Origin of the sequence: Comamonas sp. BIGb0152, assembly GCF_024809975.1 — a bacterium.
Taxonomy (GTDB): Bacteria; Pseudomonadota; Gammaproteobacteria; order Burkholderiales; family Burkholderiaceae_C; genus Comamonas.
Map to the genome: position 1 here is coordinate 159,004 of NZ_JANUDY010000006.1, position 23,091 is coordinate 182,094.

Here is a 23,091-nt window from a genome sequence, read left to right on the forward strand (position 1 = left end):
ACCGCTGCAGCTAAGCATTAGCAAAGCGGTCCACACGAAACGCCGAAATCGGCAAGCTGCTGGTGCCCTGGGTCACCAGCTCGGCCACAATGCAGCCGGTAATCGGACTGAGCTCAAAGCCATGGGCTGAGAAGCCAAAGGCATGCACGAGGTTATCAGCACTGGCACTCATACTGATGACCGGAATCTCATCGGGCATAAAGCCCTCGATACCGGTCCAGGCCCTTGCAATGCTCACATCGCGCAGATGCGGAAACAGGTCGATCACCGTCTGCGCGCTCTTGGGCATGCGGTTGAGATCGACCATCGCATGGCGCTGGCTGGCATCGGCCTCGCAGCGCAGGCCGCCACCAATCACCACCGTGCCGTTGTCGAACTGCTTGAACGACAGCGGCCGGCCCATGGCACCCAGCACCGGTTTGACAAAGGGCGCCACGCGCTGGGTCACCATCAGCATCAGGCCACCGGCCACCATCGGCACCGGGTCGCCCACCTGCGCGGCAAAATCTGCCGCCCAGGCGCCTGCGGTGTTGACCAGCCAGGGCGCATGGAACCTGCCCTGCGCGGTGCTCGCCTGCCACATGCCGGCCTGGTGGTCCACCCGCAGCACCGGTGCCTGCTCGGTGATCTGCACGCCCAGCCTTTCTGCTGCTAGCCGGTAGGCCGTGGCCACCTTGTAGGGCAGCGCATAGCCATCGCGGTCGGCCCAGAGGCCGCCCACCACATGAGGTGAGATGCTGGGCACCAGTTCGCGCACCTGCTGCTGGTCCACCCATTGCTCATGGAAAAAACCCAGGCCGTTGAGCAGGGCCACACGCGCCTTGGCCTTGGTCTCGTCGGCCTCGTTCTCTGCTACCTGCAATTGGCCCGAGGGCACAAAGCCACCATCGCTGCCGATGATGTCGGCCAGGCCATGCCAGAGCTGCTCACGCGCGGCCAAGGCCAGCGGAATCTCGGCCACATGGCGGCCCAAGGTGCGCACGCCGCCGGCATTAACGCCGGAGGCATGGCGGCCGCAGTACTCGGCCTCCAGCAGGCGTACGCGCAGGCCTGCCTTGGCGAGCTGGAAGGCGCTGGAGAGGCCTTGCAGGCCGCCCCCGATCACCAGCACATCGCTGCTGCCGGATGCCCGGCTGGCTATGCCGGCCATGTCACACGCCTGCGGCCAGCTGGGCCAAGGACAGCGATTTGAGCGGCGGCCGGATGCGGTAGTAACCGACCTCCTGCGGCGGCAGCTTGGCCTCCTTGGCGATGATCTCGGTCACCGTCAAACCGCATTGGCGGCCCTGGCAGGGGCCCATGCCACAGCGGCTGAAGGACTTGGTCTGGTTGGGGCCCACGCAGCCCAGCTGCACCTGCTCGCGGATCGCGCCAGCCGTCACCTCTTCGCAGCGGCAGACCACCACCTCGTCGGCCGGAATGCGGAACTCGTCCTTGGGCCGGTACTGCTGGTTCAGAAAGGGGCGGATACGCAGATGCTGGGCGATATGGGCGCGCTGCTGCGCACCGTCTTCGCTCGTGCCAAAGCCCAGGCTGTTGGCCACGGCTATGCCGGTCAAAGCACCCTGCATCTCGGCCACCAGCGCACCGCCAATGCCCGCGCCGTCCCCGGCGATATAGATGCCCGGCAGGCTGGTCTGGCCCCAATCGTCGAGCACGGGCAGCCAGCACAGCTGCTCGTCGTCCCACTGGTGCGCAGCCCGCAAGGACCAGGACACCTGGGTGTTGGGCACCACGCCCTGGTGCAGCATCACCAGCTCACAGTCGATCTGCTGGGCCCGGCCCGCGCTGCTAAAGCGCACTTGCCGCACGGCATCTTCGCCCTCGATGCGCAAGCCGCCCACGTCCTTGAAGAAGGGAATGCCAGCCGACTTGATCTCGCGCAGCAGGCCCAGGCCTTTGCGCACATAGCCCCAGCCGGCCAGCAGCGACGAGGCATGGCGGATCGCCAGGCGCCAGTCGGTGCCCGCAGACGTATCGAGCACCGCGCGGATCTCCACCCCGGCGCGCAGGTACTGCGCCGCCAGCAGGTAGAGCAAGGGGCCGCAGCCGGCCAGCACCACCGGCACCTGGGGCACCACGGCGGCGTTCTTCAGCAAAATCTGGCCGGCGCCGGCGGTCATCACACCGGGGAGGGTCCAGCCCGGCACGGGAAAGGGCCGCTCCATCGCGCCGGTGGCAATCACCAGCGACTTGGTCTCGATGCGGCTGGTGCGGTCATTGCGCAGCACATGCACGGTCTTGTCCGGGTCGATCTGCCAGACGGCGGCGCCCGCCCAGTGGGTCAGGCCACTGGCGCGGATCTGCTCGGCCAGCGATTTGCCGTAGACATAGTCCGCGCCCAAAATGCGCTCGCGCTGGGCATCGGTCTGGGTAACGCTGCGGTAGATCTGGCCGCCGACTTGGGGTTGCTCGTCGAGTAGCAGCACATCCAGGCCGCGCCGCTGGGCCGCCAGGGCCGCTGCCATGCCGGCCGGGCCGGCGCCAATCACCACCAGGTCGCGCAGCTGGTGGGGCGCATCGTTCAAAGGAATGCTGGGCTTAGACATGCTTGGCCTCCTGCTGGGGCAGTGCACAGGGCGCCGCTTGCATGGTGGTCACTTCCATGCCGTCTTGCGGGGTGATCAGGCAGGCCTGCTGGTTGGGCCGGCCATTGATGTCGACCAGGCACTCAAAGCACACGCCCATCATGCAGTAAGGCGCGCGGGCGCCCTGGCCCACCGGGGAGACGCGCACGGCGGTAATGCCGGCGGCCAACAGGCCGGCAGCCAGGCTGGCGGCGGGCGACATGCGCACCACCGCGCCATTGACCAGCACCGACACGGAGGCCGAGGCCCCGGCCTGGTGGCCGGGGAGGTATTTGAAAAGGGCTTTAGATGCCATAAGGTTTCACTTCCGTTTCTGGCGTAAATCGGGTCGCCGGGAATGCCTCGATAGCGGCCGGGCGCAGGCCGGTGGCCACCCAGGGGGCGATGCAATAGACGTGCTGGGCCGCCAGGGTGACGCCGCTGTGGCAGGTCACCGCAAAGGCGCCGGGATGGCTCTCGGATTCCTGGTACATCGGAAAGCCATCGGGCGACATCACCCGCAGCGCCGCCCAGGTTCGCACCACCCTTGCATTGGCCAGCAGCGGGAAGCACTGGACCGCACGCGCCGCGATCTTGGCGTTCTCCGGCACGCGCACCATGTCGTCAAAGCCCAGCTCCTGCATCGAGTCGCCGATCTGCACCGTGCCCTCATCGGTCTGGCGCACATAGTTGGTGGGATGGGGCAAAAAGGGCTGTACCCGCTCGGTGATGAAGACCTGGCCCTTGTTGGGCCGCACCGGCACAAACATGCCCACCATGGCCGACAGCTGCTGCGTGGCATGGCCGGCGGCAATCACGATACGCGGGGCCTGCCAGGCCTGCGCGCCCGCGCGGACGTGGAAGATGCCGCCCTCTTTGCGGATCGCATCGACCTGCATGCGGTTGTGGATGCGCGCGCCCTTGGCGATATTGGCGCTGTAGAGCGCGCGCAGCAGCTTCAAGGGGTTGCAGTGGCCGTCCATCGCCGAGTAGGTGGCACCCACCACCTCGGGGCCCAGGCCCGGCAGGTGCTGGGCGGCCTCGTCGCGGCTCAGCACGGTGCTGTGGTAGGCCGGGTCGCCCACCTCGGACTCCAGCCAGCGCAGCTTGTCCACGCGCTGGGCCAGCTCGTCTTCGCTCAGGCAGATGTGCAGGCCGCCGGGCTGCATCAGCTCGACGTCGATGCCGGTCTGCGCCTGCAGCTCATCGCGCAGCGCAGGCCACTGGCGGGCCGAGCCAAAGCTCCAGCGGGCGTAGTCCGCCATGCCGTAGCCCTTGCCCTGCACCCAGACCAGGCCAAAGTTGCCGCGTGAGGGGCGCAGCGTGTCGTCCGCGCCATCGATGATGGTGACCGACAGGCCCTGGCGCAGCAGCCCGTAAGCCACGGAACTGCCCACCAAGCCGCCCCCGATCACGATGACATCGCTGGAATATGTGTTGTTGTTCATTTTTCTCTCTCTCAACCTTTGCCAATCAGTACCTTCTCCAGCCCGACCAGCTTGTCCAGGATGACCATCAGCACCAGGGTGCCGACGATCAGCACGGTGGAAACCGAGGTCACCAGCGGGTCAATGGTCTGGGCAATGTGGTTGTACATGGCGACCGGCAGGGTCATGGTGCCGGGGGTGGCCACAAACACCGTCATCGTCAGCTCGTCAAAGCTCTGGATAAAGGACAGCATCCAGCCGCCTGCGATGCCGGCCATCAGCATGGGCACGGTGATGCGCAGAAAGACGGTGCCGCGCGATGCGCCCAGCGACAGGCCGGCATGCTCGATCTCGCGGTTCATGCCGGTGGCAGCCGACAGCACCATGCGCAAGGCATAGGGCATGATGCAGATCACGTGGGTGAACATCAGCCAGAAGAACGAGCCCGAGAGCCCCGCGATGTTGAAAAAGCGCAGAAACGCAGCGCCCAGCACCACATGCGGAATCATCAAGGGCGACATGAAAAAGGCCATCAGCACCTCGCGACCGGCAAAGCGGTGGCGGGTAATGGCCAGCGCCGCGGGCACCGCCAGCACAATGGCGATCGAGGCGGCAGCCAGGCCCAGCTTGGCCGAGAACCAGAAGGCCGACTTGATCTCGGTCGCATCGAGGATGGCGCGGAACCAGCGCAAGGACAGGCCATCGGTGGGGAAGGAGATAAAGCCCTTGTCGGTAAAGGCCACCGCCACCACCACGGCCAGCGGCGCCAGGATGAAGGTAATGAACAGCGCGTGGTAGACCAGCGCCAGAGGACTGTTTTTTTGCATGGCTCAACCCTCGAAAACGGATTTGAAGCGGCGCTCTATCCAGCGATTGCAGCCCACGATGATGATGATGTTGGCCACCAGCAGCACCACGGCAATGGCAGCGCCCAGCGGCCAGTTCAGGGTGTTGAGGAACTCGTCATAGGCGGCGGTAGCGACGACCTTGAGGCGGCGTCCCCCCAGCAGCGCCGGCGTGGCAAAGGCCGATGCCGACAGCGCAAACACGATGATGCTGCCCGAGAGGATGCCCGGTAGCAGCTGGGGCAGCACCACGCGGCGGAAGACGGTGCGCTGGCTGGCACCCAGCGACAGGCCGGCGTTCTCGACCTGGGGATCGAGCTTTTGCAGCGAGGCCCAGACGGAGATCACCATGAAGGGCACCATCACATGCACCATGGCAATGGTCACGCCGGTCATCGTGAAGGCCAGGCGCAGTGGCTCATCGATGATGTGGAACAGCATCAGGCCCTTGTTGATCAGGCCGTTGTTGCCCATCAGGATGGACCAGCCCAGGGTACGCACCACCACCGAGATCAGCAGCGGCGCCAGAATGATCAGCAAGAACACACCGCGCCAGCGGCCCCGCATGCGGGAGATGATGAGGGTCTCGGGCACCCCCAGCACCACGCAGAGCACGGTGACGATGGCCGACATCAGCGCGGTGCGGCCAAAAATTTCCAGGTAGTAGCTGTCGCTGAAGATCTCCAGGTAGTTCTTCAGCGAATAGACGTTCTGGATGCCTTCCATGCCATTGAAAACATTCAGCGACAGGATGGCGGTCAGGGCCAAAGGCGCCAGCAGCATGGTCACAAAGACCAGCAGGCCGGGGCCCGACATGAGCCAGGGTTTCCAGCGGTTCTTGCTATCCACGGCTGGCCTCCTGCTGGGTCAGCACGCGCACATCCTCGGGCGCCCAGTTCAGGCTCACTTCTGCGCCCTCATGCAGCGCAGCGCGGCGCGCATTGGGCAGGCTGATGTGGATGTCGCCCAGCGCGGTGCTCACATTCACCACCCACTGGCTGCCCAGGAACAGCAAGGTCTTGATGGTGCCGGGCAGGCCGCCATCGCCCGCCGCACCCACTGCAATGCGCTCGGGCCGCAGGTAGACCACCACCGGGCCGCTGTCCACCGGGCTGGGTGCCCCCAGCAGCATGTCGCCAATCTTGACGGCCTCGCGGCTGTGGGCCTGGCCTTCAAAGCGGTTGGTCTTGCCCAGGAACACCGAGGCAAAGTCGCAGCTGGGCTTGTCGTAAATCTGCTGGGGCGTATCGACCTGGGCGATCTGGCCGTTGTGCATCACCGCAATGCGGTCGCTCATGGTCATCGCCTCAACCTGGTCGTGCGTCACCAAGATGGTGGTGATGCCCAGCTGGCGCTGGATGGCACGCATCTCGACGTGCATTTCCTGGCGCAGCTTGGCGTCCAGGTTGGACATGGGTTCGTCCAGCAGCAGCACCTCCGGCTGGATTGCCAGTGCCCGGGCAATGGCTACGCGCTGGCGCTGGCCGCCGGAGAGTTCACGCGGGTAGCGGGCACCGAGACCATGGAGGCGGACGAGGGCAATCGCATCCTGGATGCGCTTTTGCACCAGCTCGCGGCTGAGCTTGCGCATCTCCAGGCCAAAGGCGATGTTCTGCTCCACCGTCATGTGGGGGAACAGCGCATAGCTCTGGAACACCACCCCCATGCCGCGCTGCTCGGGGCGCAGCTGGGTGATGTCTTTGCCGTCCAGCACAATGCGGCCCTGGCTGGGGTCCAGAAAGCCGGCAATCATCTGCAAGGTGGTTGTCTTGCCGCAGCCCGAAGGGCCGAGCAGCGACACAAACTCACCGCGCTCTACCTCCAGGTGGAAGTCCTTGACGGCAACAAAATCCCCGAACCTCTTGGCGAGGCCCTCGATACGTAGAAAACTCATATGAAACTCCGGGGCCTGCGGCCCGCGTGGGGCGGCGCGGCAAGCCTGTGTGGTAGTGCTGGCGGCGCTTAGCACCTATCCCAGGGATAGATGTCGAGGCGCTCTTAGCGCTCGACCGTGCGGTTCCAGCGGTTGGTCCATTCGGAGCGCTTGACGTTGACGATCTTGTAGTCCACGGTCTTCAACTGGGCGATCTGCTCGGGGCCATAAGGCACTTGCTTGGCGACCTTCTCGTCGAGCTTGACCTTGCTGTTCATGGGCCCCCAGGCCTGGGTCTCGGCCAGCGCGGTTTGCGACTCAGGCGTGTAGAGGAACTGCACAAACTTTTGCGCACCGGCCTTGGGCTGCTTTTTGGCGACCGGGCAGACGGAGGTGAACAGCGCAAACGCACCTTCCTTGGGGTAGACGAACTTCACCGGAAAGCCGGTATCGGCCAGCGCCTTGACGCGGCCGCTGCCCCAGACACCGATGACCGCATCGCCGTTTTGGAACAGCTCGGTCATCTTGCCGGGCGAGGGCTCCCAGGCCAGCACGTTGGGGCCGACTTCCTTGATCAGCGCCTGGAAACCGGGGTCGATATTGTTGGCGCCGCCGCCGTTGATTTCGGCAAACATCAGCAGGGTCTGCAGACCGTAGCCGTTGTTGATCGGCGGGATCACGGCCTTGCTCTTGAACTTCTTGTCCTTGAGGTCGTTCCACGAGGTGGGAGCGGCCCAGCCGGCCTTTTTGAAGGCTTCTTCGTTGTAGAACAGCCCGGTGGCGATGACGCCCAGGTTCAGCGACTTGTTGCCCGCCGTCTTGGCCATGGGGTAGAGGTCGTTGTAGACCGGTGCGGCTTCGATATCGCCGCAAAAGCCGAACTGCACCGCCTGCTCCATGGGGCCGTCGTCCATCAGCGCCACGTCGTACTGCGGGTTGTTCTTTTCGGCCTGGAGCTTGGCCAAGGTGTCGGTGGAGTTGCCCGGCACATAGATCACCTTGTTGCCCGTCAGCTTCTCATAGGCCGGAATGATCTTTTGCTTGAAAGCGGTCTCGGTAGAGCCGCCATAGCCACCGACATAAATGTCTTCAGCATGGGCGATGCCGGTGGTGGCAGCAAAGGCTGCGGCCAGAGAAAGAGCCAGACGGGATGCGGTCATCGAAATTACCTCCAAAAAGTACGTGGGGCTAAAGTGAAATTGAATCTGTCTGGTTCCCAATGATAGGCATCTGGAGCCAAAATTGAATTGGTGAATGCCTGCTTCAATGCCTTTATGGGATGGAAAATCGACTATCGATAAGGCATTGAAATTTATGAATAAATATTAATTCAGTACACTATTGGATTGCATTAGGCCATCAACTCATGTCTTTACAACATGGATAAGAAGATCACACTGCGGCACCTGGAAGCGTTTCGGGCGCTGATGCTGCGCCGCTCGGTCACGGCGGCCGCCCAGTCGCTGGAGGTGACCCAGCCGGTGGTCACGCGGCTGATCGCCGAATTCGAAGCGCGCATCGGTGTGCCGCTGTTCGAGCGGGTCAAAAGCCGGCTGCAGCCGACGTCGGCAGCGACCTTGTTGCTGGAAGACGTGCACCAGGCGCTGATGGGCATAGAGCGCATCCGGAACATCTCCGAGAACGTGCGTTTTCGGCGCCTGCAGCGGCTGGAGGTGACGGCTGCGCCGGCCATGGCGACCTCGTTTCTGCCCAGCGCCATTGCCAAGTTCAGCGCCCAGTTCCCTGAGACCCTGGTCACCTTGCACATGCAGGCCTCGCCGGCCGCCCTGGACATGGTGCAGGCCGAACGCTGCGATATCGGCTTTGTGATGCTCTCACCCGACCACACGCGCTTCAAGGGGCTGGAGACCTTGGTGATTGGCAAGTTGGTGGTCGCGGTGCCGGCCGGCCACAAGCTGGCGCGCAAGACCAGCCTGTCACCCATCGATTTTGTCGACGAGCCGCTGGTGTCGCTGCCCACGATGATGGAGACCCGCACCAAGCTCGACAGCCTGTTCCTCGTCAACCGCGTGCAGCGCCGTGTGAACATCGAGACCCAGATCTCGTATGCCGCCATCAAGCTGGTCGAGGCCGGCGCCGGCCTGGCGATCATCGACCCGCTCACGGCCTGCAGCTACCACGGCCCGGATGTGAAGTTTGTGCTGTTCGAGCCCGCCGTCCCCTGCGAGTACTCGATGGTGGTCTCCAACCGCCATGCCTCCACCTTGGTGCTCAAGCCGTTTATTGACCTGGCCAAGGCGGAGATCAAGCGCATGCTGCCCAAGCGCTGGATTCTCTAACCAGTATTTGGGCAGTGCATGCGGATGGGAGCCGGTTTATTCCGGCGTAATACCCGCCGCCTTGATCACCTGCCCCCACTTGGTGGTCTCGGCCGCCTGGAACTGCGCCAGCTCGGCCTGGCTCGTCGTCCAGGGCTCGGAGCCGGACATCTCGAAGAAGGACTTGGCCGCCGCGCTGCCGACGGCCTGGCCCAGCAGCTGGTGCAGTTTGGCACTGACGGCAGGGGGCACATGGGCAGGGGCATAGGCGGCAAACCAGTAGCCCATGTCGTAGCCCTTCACACCGGCCTCGGCAATGGTCGGCACATCGGGCAGCTGGGCGCTGCGCTTTTGGGTGGAATAGCCCAAAGCGCGCAGCTTGCCCGCCTTGATCTGCGGCACGCCGGTGGAGACGTCGGTGATCATCAGGTTGATCTGGCCACCCAGCAGGTCGGTGATGGCCAAGGGGTTGCTCTTGTAGGGGACATGCAGGATGTCCACATGGGCCAGCTGCTTGAGCATCTCGCCCGCGACGCGGCTGGACGAGCTGCCGCTGCCAAAGCTGAGCTTGCCCGGGTTGGCCTTGGCGTAGGCCAGCAGATCGCCCACCGACTGGTACGGCGCATTGGCCGGCACCACCAGCACCTGACCACCCTTGCCCAGGCCGGTGATGGGCGTGAAGTCCTTCACCGGGTCATAGGACAGCTTGCGGTAGAGGTGGATATTGGCCGCATGCGTGGTGTTGGTGGTGATCAGCACCGTGTAGCCATCGGCCGGGGCCTTGGCCACCGCCTGCGCGGCAATCATGCCGCTGGCACCGGCCTTGTTCTCCACGATCACCGGCTGGCGGGTCTGCTCGGTCACCGCCTGGCCCAGCGCGCGCGCCAGCTGGTCGGTGGCGCTGCCTGCGGCAAAGGGCACAACAAAGGTGATGGGCTTGGACGGGTAGTCGCTCTGGGCAAAGGCCAGCGGGCTGAGGGCCAGGGTGGCGGCACAGGCCAGCAGGTGGCGGCGGGTGGAAAATGTCATCTCTTGTCTCCGGTTGGTTTTTTATTCGTCCATCTCAAGGCGCAGGGCCTATCAGATGGATTTGCAAATGCGCCGGCAGCGCAATCGGCATCTGCAGCACGCGAAAGCACAAGGTCTTGCCATGGCTGTCGAGGTTCAGCGCGTCGTTGACGCCGCCGTCCAGCACCTCGTCCAGCACCAGGTTCATCGCCTGCAGCTGGGGCAGCAGGTAGCGCTGCACCTGGCTAGGCTGGCGGTCGGCAAACAGCGCGGCCACCGCCGCTTCGGTGACCTGGTCACAGATAACCTCCCACAGCGCGGGATGCCAGGCGATGACGCTGATGTTGGAGCGGTTGCCCTTGTCGCCCGTGCGCCCATGGGCCAGGCGGTACAGCGGGGTGGTGATCGTGTCGTTCATGGGGTATCGGCTCCGTCTTGTGCCCATTCAAAGCCGGTGGCAATCAGCTGCTGGGGCACCAGGCAAGACACCATGCCCAGGCGCTGGCGCATATGGCTGCGCACGCCTCCGCCCCCTGCCGGCCCGCAGCAGTACAGCGCATTCACCTCGCGCGGCAGGCGGGCGGCGGTGGCCTTGTCGCCATGCTGCCAGGCCATGCGCAGGCGCACATCGGGCGATGCGGCAGTCAGATCAGCACCGGCCAGCCAGTCGCTGGCATCGTTGCCCCAGACGCTGGTCACGCCAATCAAGTCGCTGCGTATGGGCGCGATGCCCTGCAGGCGCTGGGCAACGGTCTGCGCCGCCAGCCGGGCGCGCTCGGCCGCGCGGGGGCCGGCGTAGGAGATTTCGGCCTCGGCAAACCAGCCTGAGGCATAGCAGGTGTTGACCTTGAGGGTTGCAGGACGCGGGTGGCCGATGACGCCCTCCAGCCGCACCCGGTTCTCGCCCTCAGCCCGCACCCGGGCCTGGCTGATATCGGCCACCACATCGGGGGTCAGGTAGCAGCGCGGGTCATGGATCTCGTAGAGCAGCTGCTCCTTGACCGTGGCGGTCGTGATGCAGCCGCCGGTGCCTTCGGGCTTGAAGATGCTGCAGTTGCCGCTGTCGTCGATCTCGGCAATCGGGTAGCCCAGCTGGTCCATGCCCGGCACGTCCTTGTAGCCGGGATCGGCAAAGTAGCCGCCGCTCACCTGGGTGCCGCATTCCAGCAAGTGGCCGGCCATGGTCGCGCGGGCCAGGCGGTCCCAGTCGTCCCAGGCCCAGCCAAAGTGCGCCATCGCCGGGCCCAGCACCAATGATGGATCAGCCACCCGGCCGCAGACCACGATATCGGCGCCCGCCTGCAAGGCCTCGGCGATTGGCCGCGCGCCGATATAGGCATTGGCGCTGACAAGGGGCTGGTCGGGCATGGCCGCACCCAGCGCCTGGGCCAGCATGGGCCGGTGGGCCGGGCCACTCAGGTCATCGCCGTGCACCACGGCGATACGGGGTGCGCGCAGGCCCAGGCTGCGGGCCAGCGCGGCTATGGCGCGGGCAGCGCCTTGCGGATTGGCCGCACCAAAATTGCTGACGATGCGGATGCGGTGGGCCAGGCATGCGGCCAGCACCGGGCGCAAAAACTCCAGCAGCAAGGGCTCATAGCCGGCTTCGGGGTCGTCGCGCCGGGCCAGCTGGGCCAGCGCCAAGGTGCGCTCGGCCAGGGTTTCAAAAATCAAAAACGCCGGCTGCTGCAAGGCCACCAGCGCCTGCACCACCGGCCCTGCCGCATCCACTCGGTCACCCGAGAATCCTGCCGCGCAGCCAATCAGCATGGGCGCGGCTGCTTTGTTGTCTGTCTCCATAGCATCTCCTGCAGGCCACTATAGAAAATAGGTTCTATGTTGTGAAATCGATAATTGAGATCGATTAATCTGTATTACAAATGAATCTATCCCAACGCGACATCCAGGCCTTTCTGGCGCTGGCCAGCCAGAAGAACTTCACCCGCGCAGCCAGCCTCTGCCACCTGTCCCAGCCGGCCTTTAGCGCCCTGATCCGCAGCCTGGAAACCACGGTGGGCCTGCGCCTGTTTGAGCGCAGCACCCGCCATGTGCTGCTGACGCCCGAGGGCGAGCAGTTTTTGCTGTCGGCCCAGCGCATAGCCGCCGAATTTGCCGCCTGCGAAAAAGCCATGCGCGATACCGCCCAACTGGCCCACGGCCGGGTGGCGGTGGCCTTGCTGCCATCGCTGGCTGCGGGCTGGCTGCCGCCGGTGCTGCGCAGTTTTGCCGGCCAGCACCCGGGCGTGCAGCTGCAGGTCTTCGATGTGCTGTCCGAGCCCTGTATTGCGGCGGTGGCCAATGGCGATGCGGACTTTGCGCTGGCCGCCATCCGCGCCGATACGCCTGACCTGCGGGCCGAACCCTTTTGCAGCGACCGCTTTCACCTGGTCTGCCCGGTAGGCCACCCCCTGGCCGCACTGGACGAGGTGCAGCTGGCCGACCTCAGCCCCTGGCCCTTTATCCACCTGGCCCGGCACAGCAGCGTGCGCCAGTACCTGGATGCCGCCTTTTTTCCGCAGGCCATGCAGACCTTGGTGGAGGTGGAGCAGCTGGCCACCGTGATGGGCCTGGTCAAGGCGGGCCTGGGTATCAGCGTGGTGCCGGCCCTCAGCTTGTTTCACTTTGCGCAGCCTGGTCTGGTCACCCGCCCCATGCACCTGCCGGGCATGGACCGCCAGATCTACATGGTGCGCAGGCGTGAGCCCAGCCTGTCTTTGGTGGCCCAGGCGCTGTACCAATTAATGCAACAAAAACGCCCAGATTTCTCCCATATTGCTTGAGGCCCTCTACACTGCAGCGCAGATGCCCTTGCCCGCCCCGCCCCTGTCACCACCTGCTGCCCCCCCCACGCCGCTGCCGTATCTGGCACTGCGCACGCGGGTGCTGTCCCTGCTGGCCTGGGCGGCGCTGTTTGCGCTGCTTGCGTGTGTGATGCGCGTGCTGCTGGATTACCCGCTGTGCGTCAACGACGAGAAAAATTGGATCGGCATTGCCCAGCAGCTCGACCGAGGCGTCGCCTGGCCGGTCTCGGGGCCCGCCTTTGTGAACACCTTGCGCCAGGCCGCCTGGTATACCGATTCCAGCCATGCCGAGGTGATGCCCTGGATGGGGGTCTGCGGGGTGTTTATCGTGGTGGGCGGCTTGAGCTGGGGCTACTACCGCCTGGGGCTCAAGACCTTGGTCCCCGTGTTTGCCACCCTGGCGCTGTCCAGCTATTTCTGGGCGCCCTTGCTGGAGGCGCGCCCGCAGCAGTGGGGGCAGCTGGCGGTGTTTCTGGGCACCATCTCGGCCTGGCGCTGGCTGCAGCACCGGGGCGGCCTGGCCTTTTTTGTCGCCCTGCCCTGCGTGGCCTTTACCCATATCCTCAGCCACGCGGTGCTGGTGTTTCTCTGCACCGTGCTGGTGGTGGCCCACGGCATCGCCCAGCGCCGCTGGACTTTGCGCCACCTGGTGGTCAGCTTGCTGGCCATCGCCAGTTTTGCGGTCTATGCCTGGCCGGGCGGCCCCTACACCGATATGCTGCGCGACCTGCGCCAGGCCCACTTTAGGCACTGGCCGCTGAGCCTGCCGATGTCGCTGGCTGCGTTGGCCCTGGCTGCGGCACTGGTCTGGGCCAGTCGCCACTTCTGGCAGCAGCAAGCCCACTGGCCGGCCGTGGTTGCCGCGCGCCTGCTGCGCCACCAGCGTGCAGTCGGCTGGGCACTGTGCACCGCTGCGCTGGTGGTGCTTACGATGCAAGCCTATTTGCTGCCACCCGCTGCATGGGCGCCGTATGGCGGATCCTGGATTCGGTTTGTGCTATTCCAGTCCGGCAACCTGCTGTTTGCCGGGTTTTTGCTGGTGGGCGCCGGGCGCTGGCTGGGGGGCTTTCACCACCACCGGATCGATCCCGGCATGGCCCGTTTTCTGGTCTGCGTGCTGGTGGGCATTGCGCTGCTAGGCCTGCTGTCGGTAGCCGCCTCCTGGTGGCTGCTGGACACCAACTGGTTATTGCGCGTGCTCAACTACGGCATCTTTTTTGCCGCCGTGCCGGCTGCGCTGGGCATGGAGCATGTCAGCCGCCACTGGCCGCACTGGCGCCGGGGCTTGCTGCTGGGCACGGGCATGGCGGCCAGCATACTGGCCGTGGTGCGCCCGCCCCTGCTGCTGGGCTGCTGAGCCAGTGGCCCTGCACGCACAGGGCCAGCGATAAAACGCCTAGGCCTGCGATGCAGCGCCGGTACGCATGAACAAATGCTTGCCCAGCGTTGCATGGCGCGCGCCGACCCAGGCGGCCAGCTCTGCGCCGCGCAGCACCAGCGCGCCCTGCCCCAGCTGCAGATGGCGAACGCCCCGCCGTGCCAGCCAGCGCTGCCACAAGCCGGGTTCAGGTTGCGGGGCTGCAGTGCCGCCGGTCTGGCCCCACAGATCCGCCGCCGCGCAGATAGACAGATCGCTCAGCCCCTGCTCTTCCGCCAGCCGCTGGATGAGCTCGATCACCTCCGGCCAACGCAGGTCGGCCAATGACACTGTTGCCAGCCCGTCTGGGGCGGGGCGGGCAGCGGCCAGCGACTGCCCGCTGGCATCCACACACAGCAGCAGGCGCTCAGGGTGGGCCGCCTGCCATTGCGCCAGCGCCGGCCACTGGCCCGCTTGCTGCACCACGGCCACCTGCAATGGCCGGGCAGGCGCCGCCACAGGGGGCAAGACAGGCGCGGGCTCGGCTGCAGGCCGCAGGCTGTCATAGACCTCGGCAATGCGCCGCTCGCACTGGCCAATGCTGAAATAGGCATCGGCCGCCTGCTGCGCTACCAGGCCCCGCTCAGCCAGCTGCGCCTTGGCGGCCAGGGCCTGGCGTATGGCCTCTTTCCAGGCCTGCACCTGGTCGGGGGCATAGCACTGGCCGCTGCCCGACTGCCCCACCACCCAGGACATGCCCGAGCCATCGAGGTCAGACGCCATACAGGGCTTGCCATGCTGCATGGCTTCGATCAAGACCAGGCCAAAGGCCTCGGTGCGCTCGCGCGACGCCAGCGCAAAGATATCGCAGCTGTTGAACAGCGCATGCTTTTGCGCTTCGCTGACCTGGCCGAGCAGTTGGACGTTGGCGCAACCCTGCTGGGCGCGCTCACGCGCAATCAGCGCTTCGAGCTCCTTGCGCTGCTCGCCTTCGCCGGCAATCAGCAGCTGCACATCGGCAAAGCCGGCAACGGCCGAGACCAAGGTGTCAAAGCCCTTGTAATAGGTCAGCCGCCCGACCGACAGCACGCGCAGGCGCACATCGCCCCACAACGCGGCCGGCGGCGTCTGGGCCTGTTCCAGCGCGGCGGGGCCCAGCGGCTTCAAGCCCAGCGGAATGGCCAAGGTCTTGAACAACCAGCGCTGGAGCGGAATGCTGGCGGCCATGTAAGGCGGCGATGTGGCCAGAATGGCATCGCTTTGCCGCAGCAGCTTGGTCTCGAAGGGTTTGTAGACCTGGTAGCACAGCTGCAGCAGGCTGTCCCATTTGGAGATCAGCACATCGGAGTGCCAGTGCGTCACCCAGGCCACCCGGCGCGCGGCTGGCATCAACAAGGCCCAGAACGCGGCATTGTTGGGCATGTGCAAATGCAGTACATCGGGCTTGAAGGCAGCGATGGCGCGGTGCAGCGCCAGCGGAAAACCCAGCGCAATCGGCGCAAACACCAAGGTGATCTGCACCGGCACGCGGATCAGCCAAGGCGGGTCATCGGGCAATGGATCGCCGTGCACCACCGCATAGGCGTCGATACCGCTGGCGCGCTGCTGCTCGATCAGATCGGCCAGAAACGATTCCATGCCGCCCCGGTACGGCGGGTAGAACTTGCCCACATGCAGCACGCGCAATGGCGCAGCAGCCGCCCGCGCATGCAAGGGCGGCGCCTTGGGCCGGCCCAGCCAATGGCGCAGCATGCTATTGCCCGCCCTGCAGTTGCTGCAGCAAGCGCTGGTAGACCGGGTTGCCCGGGTCCATCGCGCTGGCGCGCTGCATGTTGTGGATGGCCTGGGCCCGGTCGCCCTGGGCGCGGTAGACCAGGGCCTTGCCGTAATAAGCGGGGGGATTGGGCTGGCGCGCCAGCGAGGCATCAAAGATCTGCAAGGCCTGCGCAAAATCCTGCTTGCCGATCAGCGCAATGCCCAGGCCCACTTCCAGGCGGGTGTTGCCCGGCGATATCTGCAGCAAGCGCTGGTAGTTGGCAATCGCCACATCGTAGTGACCAGACGGGATAGCCACCTCGGCCTGCTCCAGCAGGATCTTGGGCACCAGCAGCGCTTCGGGCTGCTGGGTCAGCGCCTTGGCGTAGGCCTGGAAAGCGGGCTCCATCTGCTGCGTCATCTTGTAGGCGGTGGCTTGGTGGTAGGCCAGGGCCGCGTTGTCAAAGCCCTGCTTTTGCGCACCCTCAAACGCCACCAAGGCCTCGGGATAGCGCTTGAGCAGCTCCAGCGCCATGCCCCGGTTGAACTGGGCCGAGCCCAGCGGCTCCTGCAGCGCCACGGCTTTTTCAAAATCCTGCAGCGCCTGTTCGTAGATCAGGTTCTCCATCAGGTCGGCGCCTCGGTTGATAAAGGGGCGCCAGCGGCCAAAGGCGTTAAAGGGGGCTTGCGCATCGACCTTCTGGGCCGCATCGCTCCAGGCGGTGTAAGGCGTCTTCAGGCTCAGGCTGCGCTCTGCGGCCAAGGCCGTCAGCACCAGCGCGGCGGCGCAGGCCACCGCCAGCATCGCCTTGCGCGGGAAGAGCAGCAGCACCAGCGCCAGCAAGGCGGGCAGCAGCATCGCCCAGACATAGCTGCGGTAGAGCACAAAGGGGTCTTGCAACCAGGCGGTGACAAACTCGGTGCTGAACAGCAGTGCCGTGCACAGCAGCACCAGGCCCACGAGGCCCCAGGCATCGCGCCGGCGCAGCAGCAAGACCGCGCTGCCGATGACCACGGCCACATAGCCCAGGCCACCCAGCAAATGGGGCAGGCTGCCAAAGCTCAGAGGAAAGACCGGGCGCAGGTCCAGCGCCATCCACTGCACATTGGGCAGCAGCCACAGCAAGCCGTACTCGAAAAACAGCTTGCCCTGGTTGAGCAGGCTCAGCGCATAGATCGACGAGGTGATACCGGGCTGCTGCTGCTCCAGCTGGCGCACATAGGCCCAGGAGGTGTCATCGGTGGCCACGGCGCCAACAAAGGCGCCCAGCTGCGTCCACAGCAGCGCGGCAAACACGCCGATGAGCAGCACAATCGCCACGGCGATGGCCAGCAGCTTCTTCCACGAGGGCCGTTTGACAAATACATACAGCGGCAAGGCCAGTGCCGGCAGCACCACCGCATGCTCCTTGCTCATCAACGCGCAGAGCAGGAAAACCACCGCCAGCGCCGCCCATTGCAGGCCGGCACCGGACAAGGCCCGGATATAGGCCCAGCAGGCCAGCGCGGCAAACAGGGTCATCATCACCATGCTGCGCTGGACCAAATAACCCACGGCATATACGCCCACCGGGTGCACGGCAAACAGCGCGACGGCGGCAAAAATGGCGATGCGGGTATTCGTCTCGAAACCCGGCTGCGACCGGGCTTCGTCGGAAAACTCAGTGTGTTTGAACAGCGCCGTCACCAGCAGCCAAATGGCATAGCAAGTGGCCAGGTGCAGCAAGATATTAAAGGCGCGCTGCACGGCCATACTCTCGCCAAACAGCGACTGCAGCCAGACAAAGCTGCCATAGGACAGCATGCGGACCTTGGGTTCGATCAGGCTGCCATAACGGCCAAAAATGGTGCCATCGGTCAGGCGGCCATCGTCAAATACCAGGCTGTTGTGCAGGCCCAAGCCATAAATCGTGAGGACGGCGGCCAAGAGCGCCAGCACGCCCAAAGACCAGAAAATTTTTGATTTTTGCATCGGCTATATGGCTGAATAGTGCCCTCGCCATACGTTTGCAGGGCCTGGGCAACACCTGCGGCAGGTGCGCGAGCCATTCTAGAGGACTATTTAGCCTCTGTATAAACCGCGCTGAGCGCTGAGCCAACCGCTCGGCCAGCGCAGCCCCGGATAATCCCGGCAGGATTTATTGCAAATCTTTGTGCCCATAGGCACAAAACCCCGGCTTGGGGCCTTTTTTAGGATGCAGCCGGCAGGTTTCTGGCCGCTTGTCATACACGGTGCAGCGCCTGGCGACCGGGTCGAGAAACTGGCAGTCGCCACTGGCGCGGCGCGCCATTGTGAAGATATTGTGCTTGGGGTTGTAATGGTCGATCAGCCGGGCCTTGAGCAGACGCTTGGCGATGAGCTTGTGCGCGATGTTATCGACCTCGAAGGCATCGACCAGGCCCAGGCGCACGAGATCGGGCAGCTGCACCTCCAGCGGCATGGTGCAGCAGTTGGCCGCGCAGCTGTCGCACAGACCGGCCTTGTACTTGGTCCAGGTCTCCAGGCGGTCAACGTCAACGATTCGGATGGGGGATTTCATGGCGGGGGGCGCAGCGCAAGCGGCCTGGCAGAAGTGGCCGCTTATTTTCAAGGGCGCCAGTATCGCGCCAAAGGGATTTCTTGGCAGCGTGCTTGGGCATGGCAGCCCAGGCCGATACCGCCACTAGCCCTTTGTCAGCCAAATCGCCCCATCGCGCTCCTCGACGGCCACCGCATCCAAACTAGAGCCCCGGCAGGGGCCGCCGACGCATTTACCGGTATCGGGCTGGTAGATGGCGCCGTGGTAGGGGCAGAGGATGAACTGCCGGCCGCTTTCCAGAATATCGCCGTCAAAATCCATCGCCACGCTGGTGTGCTGGCATTCGTTGATCCAGCCATGCAACTGGCCCTGCCAGCGGATCACAAAGGCTTTCTGGCCGTTGGGCAGCTGAAATAAAAAGGGCTTGCCGTTGTCCTGCAGATCGGCGCTGGCGCCCAGGGGTTCGGTGCCGTCAAACAAGATGGTGGGGGCGTTGGGCTCGGTCATGGCGGGCGCGTTGTTGTTGTCGTCAAAAAGAAAAGGCAGCAACCCCGTGCATCGCTGCACGCGGCGGCTGCCTGGGGGCCAAGGCGGCTTAGGCGGCTGTGGTCGGCATGCTGGCAATCACCTGGGCCACGGCGGCGGTCAGCTTCTTGGCATACGGCACATGCAGGAACTCATTGGGTCCGTGCGCATTGCTCTTGGGGCCGAGCACGCCGCAGACCATCATCTGCGCCTTGGGGAAGCCGGCGCTGAGCATGCCCATCAGCGGGATCGAGCCGCCCTGGCCGATAAAGCCGCAGTCTGCACCAAAATGCGCCCGGCTGGATTGGTTGAGCGCGTTCAGGAACCAGTCGCTGGTGCTGGGCGCATTCCAGCCGTTGGCGCCATTGGCGCCTTCCCAGGTCACCTTGGCCTGGTAAGGCGCATTGTCTTCGAGCAAGGTCTTGAGCTCTTGCATGCACTGCGTGGCATCGACCAGCGGGGGCAGACGCAGGCTGAGCTTGAACGCGGTGTAGGGGCGCAGCACATTGCCGGCATCCTGCAGCGCGGGCAGGCCTTCGGCGCCGGTGACCGACAAGGTGGGCTCCCAGGTGCGTTTGAGCAGCGCTTGCGTGGGGTCGGTGGTGGTGGGCAGCGCAAACAGGCTGGAGCCATTGCAGTCAAAGTGCGCCCAGGGGAAGCGCTTGTACAGCTCCTCGCCCAGAATGCCGGCTGTGGCCTGCGCCTGGGCCAGGCGTTCAGCGGGCACGGCGCAGTGAAAACTCTCGGGCAAGAGGCGGCCGCTCTTGCTGTCTTCCAGCCGGTCCAGCACCTGGCGCATGATGCGGAAGGACGAGGGCACGACGCCCGAGGCATCGCCCGAGTGCACGCCTTCGGTGAGGATCTCCACCTTCAAGGTGCCCGCCACCATGCCGCGCAGGCTGGTGGTCAGCCACAGCTGGTCGTAGTTGCCGGCGCCGCTGTCCAGGCAGATGACCAGGCCGACATCGCCCAGGCGGGGCTTGAGCATGTCGATGTAAACCGGCAGGTCGCCCGAGCCGCTTTCTTCGCAGGTCTCGATCAGGCCGACGATGCGCGGGTGCGGCACATTCTGGCGCTTGAGCTCTTGGATGGCCGCCACGCTGGCGTAGGTGGCATAGCCGTCATCGGCGCCGCCCCGGCCGTAGAGCTTGCCGTCTTCGTATTTGGGGGTCCAGGGGCCCAGGTCATTGCGCCAGCCGGAGAACTCGGGCTGCTTGTCCAGGTGGCCATACATCAGCACGGTCTGGGTGCTCTGCGCCTGGGTGGCGGGCACCTCGAAGAACAGCACCGGCGTGCGGCCCGGCACGCGCACCACTTCCAGGGTCAGCCCCTCCACCTTCTGCGCCTCGATCCAGGTCGCGGCATTGCGCACCACCGTGTCGATAAAGCCATGCTGCTCCCAGTTGCCATCAAAGCCCGGCGACTTGGCGGGGATGGCGATGTAATCGGTCAGCTGGCGAAGAATATCGCGGTCCCACTGCGCGCTGATGTGGCTGAGGGCAGCATCGGCTTGCAGCTGGGTGGCGTCTAGGCGGGCGTTCATGGGTGAATCTCCTGGAGGTGCTGCCACGACAAGGGCAGCCGCAGGCATAAGCGTACCAGCGCCAGCGCCACTCGGCTATCGCCTCGGGCAAAGCCCTGCTGCCGTCATCCAGCGCAGGGCCCGGCCGGGCAGCGCCCGCAGTGGGGATCAGGCGTGCTCGAAGTGGAACACCGCCGTGCCCGCGCGGGCATTGGGCAGCCAGCGCCGCACCTCGCCGCCCTGCAGGCCAAAGCTGTCCAAAATCCGCAGCTTGTTCTTAAGCGCCAGCACCTCAAAATCCTTGAAGGTGCCGACGCGGATATTGGGCGTGTCGTACCACTGGTAGGGCAGGCGCTTGGTCACTGGCATGCGGCCTTGCAGGATAGACAGGCGGTTGGGCCAGTGCGCAAAGTTGGGGAAGGCCACCACGCCCTGCTTGCCCACGCGTGCCGTCTCGCGCAGCATCACCTCGGCATTGCGCAGATGCTGCAAGGTGTCGATCTGCAGGACCATGTCAAAGCTGTTGTCCTCGAAGATGGCCAGGCCGTCTTCCAGGTTCAGCTGCAGCACGTTCACGCCCCGGCGCACGCAGGCCAGCACATTGGCGTCGTCAAACTCGATGCCATAGCCGCTGCACTGGCGCTCGCGCTGCAGATAGGCCAGCAAGCTGCCATCGCCGCAGCCCAGATCCAGCACGCGGGCGCCCACGGGCACCAGGCTGGCAATGGCCTGAAAGGTGGAAGAAGACTCGGTCATGCGGCCTCCTGGACGCTGGCTTGGCGGGGATCGACGGCCGTCAATTCGCGGGCCATGTTTTCAAAATAAGAACGCATCACGCCCATGTAGCGCGCATCGTCGAGCAAGAAGGCGTCGTGCCCATGGGGTGCATCAATCTCGGCGTAGCTGACGGTGCGGCGGTTGTCGAGCAGCGCCTTGACGATCTCGCGGCTGCGCGCCGGCGAAAAGCGCCAGTCGGTGCTGAAGCTCACCAGCATAAAGCGGGCCTTGGCACCGGCCAGCGCCTGCGTCAAATCACCGCCAAAGGGCTTGGCCGGGTCAAAATAATCCAGCGCCCGGGTGATCAGCAAATAGGTATTGGCATCGAAGTAGTCGCTGAACTTGTCGCCCTGGTAGCGCAGGTAGCTCTCGATCTGGAACTCCACGTCCTGGGTGCTGTATTTCAGGTCCATGCCTTCGCGCAGCTGGCGGCCAAACTTCTGGTTCATCACATCGTCACTCAGGTAGGTGATGTGGCCGATCATGCGGGCGATGCGCAGGCCGCGCTTGGGGATCACGCCCTCGCGGTAGAAGTGCCCGCCATGGAAATCCGGATCCGTCACGATGGCGCGGCGTGCCACCTCGTTGAAGGCAATGTTCTCAGCCGACAAACAGGGCGCGCTGGCCACCACCACCGCATGGCGCATGCGGTCGGGGTACTGCAAGGTCCAGGACAGCGCCTGCATGCCGCCCAGGCTGCCGCCCAGTACGGCGGCCAGTTGGGTGATGCCGAGGCGATCCAGCAGCAGCGCCTGGGCATCGACCCAGTCTTCCACCGTCACCACCGGGAAATCAGCGCCATAGACATGGCCGCCGTCCGGGTTCAGGTGCATGGGGCCGGTCGAGCCAAAGCAGGAGCCCAGGTTGTTGACACCGATGACAAAGAACTGGTTGGTATCGACCGGCTTGCCCGGGCCGATCATGTTGTCCCACCAGCCCTCGCTCTTGGCCTGGCCTTCGTAGTAGCCGGCCACATGGTGCGAGGCATTGAGCGCATGGCAGACCAGGATGGCGTTGGAGCGGTCGGCATTGAGCTGGCCGTAGGTCTCGTAGGCCAGGTGGTAGTCGCGGATGGAGGCGCCGCTTTGCAAAGGGAGCGCCTCCGGGAAATGCATTGATTGGGGTGTCGCAACGAATGACATAAAAAACCCGGCAACGCTAAAAACGAGGCCGGGTCGATGGAGTGCAGTCGCCTACCGAGTCTTTAGCTGGATTTATAAAGCGCCCGCAAGCTGAAGCAAATCGGCGCCGTGAAAGATCAGTGTACTGCAAATCAGCGCAGAACGCCGGGCCTCAACTGCCGCCCAGGTACAGCCGGTTGGAGCTTTTGACCTCTTCCATCACCGCATAGGTGCGGGTCTCGCGCACGCCGGGCAGCTGCCACAACACCTCACCGGCAAAGTGGCGGTAGTGGTTCATGTCGGCCACGCGGATCTTGACCAAATAGTCAAAGCCACCGGCCACCATATGGCACTCCATGATCTCGGGCCGCACCTGCACGGCCGCCTTGAACTCGTCAAACACATTGGGCGTGGTGCGGTCGAGCAGCACCTCGATAAAGACCAGCATCGCCGCACCCAGCTTTTGCGGGTTCAAGCGCGCCTCGTAGCCGGTGATGTAGCCCTCTTTGGTGAGGCGCTGCACGCGGGCCAGCACGGCCGTGGCCGACAGCGACACCGCCTCGGCCAGCTTGAGGTTGGAGATGCGGCCGTCGCGCTGCAGCACGGCCAGAATGCGCAGATCGATGCGGTCCAGGTCTTCCGGCGGGGCAATGATGGCGGTCATGGGCAGAATTTTCCACTACGGATGGCCCACATTATGGAGAGAAATTCAAAC

Annotated in this window: 22 protein-coding genes; 3 read left to right on the plus strand and 19 right to left on the minus strand. The window is 64.8% G+C overall.

The genetic code is table 11. The features are described 5' to 3' along the window. Positions 1-10 precede the first annotated feature (10 nt). The 8 genes from M2375_RS13655 to M2375_RS13690 all read right to left on the minus strand — a co-directional run bounded on the left by M2375_RS13655 (position 11) and on the right by M2375_RS13690 (position 7,872). Positions 11-1,150 (minus strand): FAD-binding oxidoreductase, encoded by a 1,140-nt coding sequence (locus tag M2375_RS13655; protein WP_259168046.1) that lies wholly within the window; start codon positions 1,148-1,150, stop codon positions 11-13. Between the two features lies 1 nt (position 1,151). Further along, the gene (locus tag M2375_RS13660) at positions 1,152-2,549 is read right to left on the minus strand and encodes an NAD(P)/FAD-dependent oxidoreductase (protein WP_259168048.1); all 1,398 of its coding nucleotides are present in this window, start codon (positions 2,547-2,549) and stop codon (positions 1,152-1,154) included. Further along, the gene (locus tag M2375_RS13665; RefSeq protein ID WP_259168049.1) at positions 2,542-2,883 is read right to left on the minus strand and encodes a (2Fe-2S)-binding protein; all 342 of its coding nucleotides are present in this window, start codon (positions 2,881-2,883) and stop codon (positions 2,542-2,544) included. The genes M2375_RS13660 and M2375_RS13665 overlap by 8 nt, the downstream gene beginning before the upstream one ends. Continuing rightward, complete coding sequence (locus M2375_RS13670; RefSeq protein ID WP_259168052.1) at positions 2,873-4,015, minus strand: FAD-binding oxidoreductase; 1,143 nt, start codon at positions 4,013-4,015, stop codon at positions 2,873-2,875. Before M2375_RS13670 ends, M2375_RS13665 begins: the two co-directional genes overlap by 11 nt. Before the next feature lie 11 nt (positions 4,016-4,026). Further along, the gene (locus tag M2375_RS13675) at positions 4,027-4,821 is read right to left on the minus strand and encodes an ABC transporter permease (protein ID WP_259168053.1); all 795 of its coding nucleotides are present in this window, start codon (positions 4,819-4,821) and stop codon (positions 4,027-4,029) included. A 3-nt stretch (positions 4,822-4,824) separates the two neighbouring features. Further along, entirely contained in the window at positions 4,825-5,655 is an 831-nt protein-coding gene (locus M2375_RS13680; RefSeq protein WP_259168313.1) for an ABC transporter permease, read from the minus strand. A 25-nt stretch (positions 5,656-5,680) separates the two neighbouring features. Then, positions 5,681-6,733 (minus strand): ABC transporter ATP-binding protein, encoded by a 1,053-nt coding sequence (locus M2375_RS13685; RefSeq protein WP_259168056.1) that lies wholly within the window; start codon positions 6,731-6,733, stop codon positions 5,681-5,683. Positions 6,734-6,837: 104 nt separating this feature from the next. Continuing rightward, positions 6,838-7,872: an ABC transporter substrate-binding protein gene (locus M2375_RS13690; protein WP_259168058.1), complete on the minus strand. Its 1,035-nt coding sequence runs from the start codon at positions 7,870-7,872 to the stop codon at positions 6,838-6,840. Between the two features lie 219 nt (positions 7,873-8,091). On the opposite strand from M2375_RS13690, the gene M2375_RS13695 reads away from it, so the two are divergent. Further along, positions 8,092-9,012 (plus strand): LysR substrate-binding domain-containing protein, encoded by a 921-nt coding sequence (locus M2375_RS13695; protein ID WP_259168060.1) that lies wholly within the window; start codon positions 8,092-8,094, stop codon positions 9,010-9,012. Between the two features lie 36 nt (positions 9,013-9,048). Here M2375_RS13695 and M2375_RS13700 read toward each other — a convergent pair whose 3' ends face one another. From M2375_RS13700 to M2375_RS13710, 3 genes are read right to left on the minus strand one after another with little or no spacing between them, the layout of a single operon-like run. Next, complete coding sequence (locus M2375_RS13700; protein ID WP_259168062.1) at positions 9,049-10,020, minus strand: tripartite tricarboxylate transporter substrate binding protein; 972 nt, start codon at positions 10,018-10,020, stop codon at positions 9,049-9,051. Between the two features lie 34 nt (positions 10,021-10,054). Next, positions 10,055-10,417: a hypothetical protein gene (locus M2375_RS13705; RefSeq protein WP_259168063.1), complete on the minus strand. Its 363-nt coding sequence runs from the start codon at positions 10,415-10,417 to the stop codon at positions 10,055-10,057. Further along, positions 10,414-11,799: an acyclic terpene utilization AtuA family protein gene (locus tag M2375_RS13710; protein ID WP_259168065.1), complete on the minus strand. Its 1,386-nt coding sequence runs from the start codon at positions 11,797-11,799 to the stop codon at positions 10,414-10,416. The genes M2375_RS13705 and M2375_RS13710 overlap by 4 nt, the downstream gene beginning before the upstream one ends. A gap of 80 nt (positions 11,800-11,879) precedes the next feature. Here M2375_RS13710 and M2375_RS13715 point away from each other — a divergent pair, with 80 nt between their 5' ends. Beyond that, on the plus strand, positions 11,880-12,779 hold the full coding sequence (locus M2375_RS13715; RefSeq protein ID WP_259168066.1) for a LysR family transcriptional regulator: 900 nt from the start codon (positions 11,880-11,882) through the stop codon (positions 12,777-12,779). Positions 12,780-12,801: 22 nt separating this feature from the next. Beyond that, positions 12,802-14,157, plus strand: coding sequence for a hypothetical protein (locus tag M2375_RS13720; RefSeq protein WP_259168068.1), 1,356 nt, complete (start codon positions 12,802-12,804; stop codon positions 14,155-14,157). A 39-nt stretch (positions 14,158-14,196) separates the two neighbouring features. On the opposite strand, the gene M2375_RS13725 is transcribed toward M2375_RS13720, so the two are convergent. The 8 genes from M2375_RS13725 to M2375_RS13760 all read right to left on the minus strand — a co-directional run bounded on the left by M2375_RS13725 (position 14,197) and on the right by M2375_RS13760 (position 23,040). Then, positions 14,197-15,909 (minus strand): glycosyltransferase, encoded by a 1,713-nt coding sequence (locus tag M2375_RS13725; RefSeq protein WP_259168070.1) that lies wholly within the window; start codon positions 15,907-15,909, stop codon positions 14,197-14,199. A gap of 1 nt (position 15,910) precedes the next feature. Next, positions 15,911-17,884, minus strand: coding sequence for a tetratricopeptide repeat protein (locus M2375_RS13730; RefSeq protein WP_259168072.1), 1,974 nt, complete (start codon positions 17,882-17,884; stop codon positions 15,911-15,913). Positions 17,885-18,050: 166 nt separating this feature from the next. Further along, positions 18,051-18,452 carry a YkgJ family cysteine cluster protein gene (locus M2375_RS13735; RefSeq protein WP_116925485.1) on the minus strand — a complete coding sequence of 134 codons (402 nt, stop codon included), beginning with the start codon at positions 18,450-18,452 and terminating at the stop codon, positions 18,051-18,053. A 123-nt stretch (positions 18,453-18,575) separates the two neighbouring features. Further along, on the minus strand, positions 18,576-18,938 hold the full coding sequence (locus tag M2375_RS13740; RefSeq protein WP_259168075.1) for a Rieske 2Fe-2S domain-containing protein: 363 nt from the start codon (positions 18,936-18,938) through the stop codon (positions 18,576-18,578). A gap of 88 nt (positions 18,939-19,026) precedes the next feature. Then, positions 19,027-20,499 carry a M20 family metallopeptidase gene (locus M2375_RS13745; RefSeq protein ID WP_259168077.1) on the minus strand — a complete coding sequence of 491 codons (1,473 nt, stop codon included), beginning with the start codon at positions 20,497-20,499 and terminating at the stop codon, positions 19,027-19,029. Between the two features lie 147 nt (positions 20,500-20,646). Further along, positions 20,647-21,234, minus strand: coding sequence for a methionine biosynthesis protein MetW (gene metW, locus M2375_RS13750; RefSeq protein ID WP_259168079.1), 588 nt, complete (start codon positions 21,232-21,234; stop codon positions 20,647-20,649). Then, a complete protein-coding gene (locus M2375_RS13755) occupies positions 21,231-22,397 on the minus strand; it encodes a homoserine O-acetyltransferase (protein WP_259168081.1) in 1,167 nt (388 codons plus the stop codon). The genes metW and M2375_RS13755 overlap by 4 nt, the downstream gene beginning before the upstream one ends. A 151-nt stretch (positions 22,398-22,548) precedes the next feature. Beyond that, positions 22,549-23,040, minus strand: coding sequence for an Lrp/AsnC ligand binding domain-containing protein (locus tag M2375_RS13760; protein ID WP_182326353.1), 492 nt, complete (start codon positions 23,038-23,040; stop codon positions 22,549-22,551). Positions 23,041-23,091 lie beyond the last annotated feature (51 nt).

Excerpts from the sequence above, each read along its gene's own strand:
- M2375_RS13705 (WP_259168063.1), bottom strand. The coding sequence starts at position 10,417 with ATGAACGACACGATCACCACCCCGCTGTACCGCCTGGCCCATGGGCGC.
- M2375_RS13655 (WP_259168046.1), bottom strand. The coding sequence starts at position 1,150 with ATGGCCGGCATAGCCAGCCGGGCATCCGGCAGCAGCGATGTGCTGGTG.
- M2375_RS13660 (WP_259168048.1), bottom strand. The coding sequence starts at position 2,549 with ATGTCTAAGCCCAGCATTCCTTTGAACGATGCGCCCCACCAGCTGCGC.
- M2375_RS13730 (WP_259168072.1), bottom strand. The coding sequence starts at position 17,884 with ATGCAAAAATCAAAAATTTTCTGGTCTTTGGGCGTGCTGGCGCTCTTG.
- M2375_RS13665 (WP_259168049.1), bottom strand. The coding sequence starts at position 2,883 with ATGGCATCTAAAGCCCTTTTCAAATACCTCCCCGGCCACCAGGCCGGG.
- M2375_RS13725 (WP_259168070.1), bottom strand. The coding sequence starts at position 15,909 with ATGCTGCGCCATTGGCTGGGCCGGCCCAAGGCGCCGCCCTTGCATGCG.
- M2375_RS13760 (WP_182326353.1), bottom strand. The coding sequence starts at position 23,040 with ATGACCGCCATCATTGCCCCGCCGGAAGACCTGGACCGCATCGATCTG.
- M2375_RS13715 (WP_259168066.1), top strand. The coding sequence starts at position 11,880 with ATGAATCTATCCCAACGCGACATCCAGGCCTTTCTGGCGCTGGCCAGC.
- M2375_RS13680 (WP_259168313.1), bottom strand. The coding sequence starts at position 5,655 with ATGTCGGGCCCCGGCCTGCTGGTCTTTGTGACCATGCTGCTGGCGCCT.
- M2375_RS13690 (WP_259168058.1), bottom strand. The coding sequence starts at position 7,872 with ATGACCGCATCCCGTCTGGCTCTTTCTCTGGCCGCAGCCTTTGCTGCC.
- M2375_RS13695 (WP_259168060.1), top strand. The coding sequence starts at position 8,092 with ATGGATAAGAAGATCACACTGCGGCACCTGGAAGCGTTTCGGGCGCTG.
- M2375_RS13755 (WP_259168081.1), bottom strand. The coding sequence starts at position 22,397 with ATGTCATTCGTTGCGACACCCCAATCAATGCATTTCCCGGAGGCGCTC.
- M2375_RS13745 (WP_259168077.1), bottom strand. The coding sequence starts at position 20,499 with ATGAACGCCCGCCTAGACGCCACCCAGCTGCAAGCCGATGCTGCCCTC.
- M2375_RS13720 (WP_259168068.1), top strand. The coding sequence starts at position 12,802 with ATGCCCTTGCCCGCCCCGCCCCTGTCACCACCTGCTGCCCCCCCCACG.
- M2375_RS13710 (WP_259168065.1), bottom strand. The coding sequence starts at position 11,799 with ATGGAGACAGACAACAAAGCAGCCGCGCCCATGCTGATTGGCTGCGCG.
- metW (WP_259168079.1), bottom strand. The coding sequence starts at position 21,234 with ATGACCGAGTCTTCTTCCACCTTTCAGGCCATTGCCAGCCTGGTGCCC.
- M2375_RS13740 (WP_259168075.1), bottom strand. The coding sequence starts at position 18,938 with ATGACCGAGCCCAACGCCCCCACCATCTTGTTTGACGGCACCGAACCC.
- M2375_RS13670 (WP_259168052.1), bottom strand. The coding sequence starts at position 4,015 with ATGAACAACAACACATATTCCAGCGATGTCATCGTGATCGGGGGCGGC.
- M2375_RS13700 (WP_259168062.1), bottom strand. The coding sequence starts at position 10,020 with ATGACATTTTCCACCCGCCGCCACCTGCTGGCCTGTGCCGCCACCCTG.
- M2375_RS13675 (WP_259168053.1), bottom strand. The coding sequence starts at position 4,821 with ATGCAAAAAAACAGTCCTCTGGCGCTGGTCTACCACGCGCTGTTCATT.
- M2375_RS13735 (WP_116925485.1), bottom strand. The coding sequence starts at position 18,452 with ATGAAATCCCCCATCCGAATCGTTGACGTTGACCGCCTGGAGACCTGG.
- M2375_RS13685 (WP_259168056.1), bottom strand. The coding sequence starts at position 6,733 with ATGAGTTTTCTACGTATCGAGGGCCTCGCCAAGAGGTTCGGGGATTTT.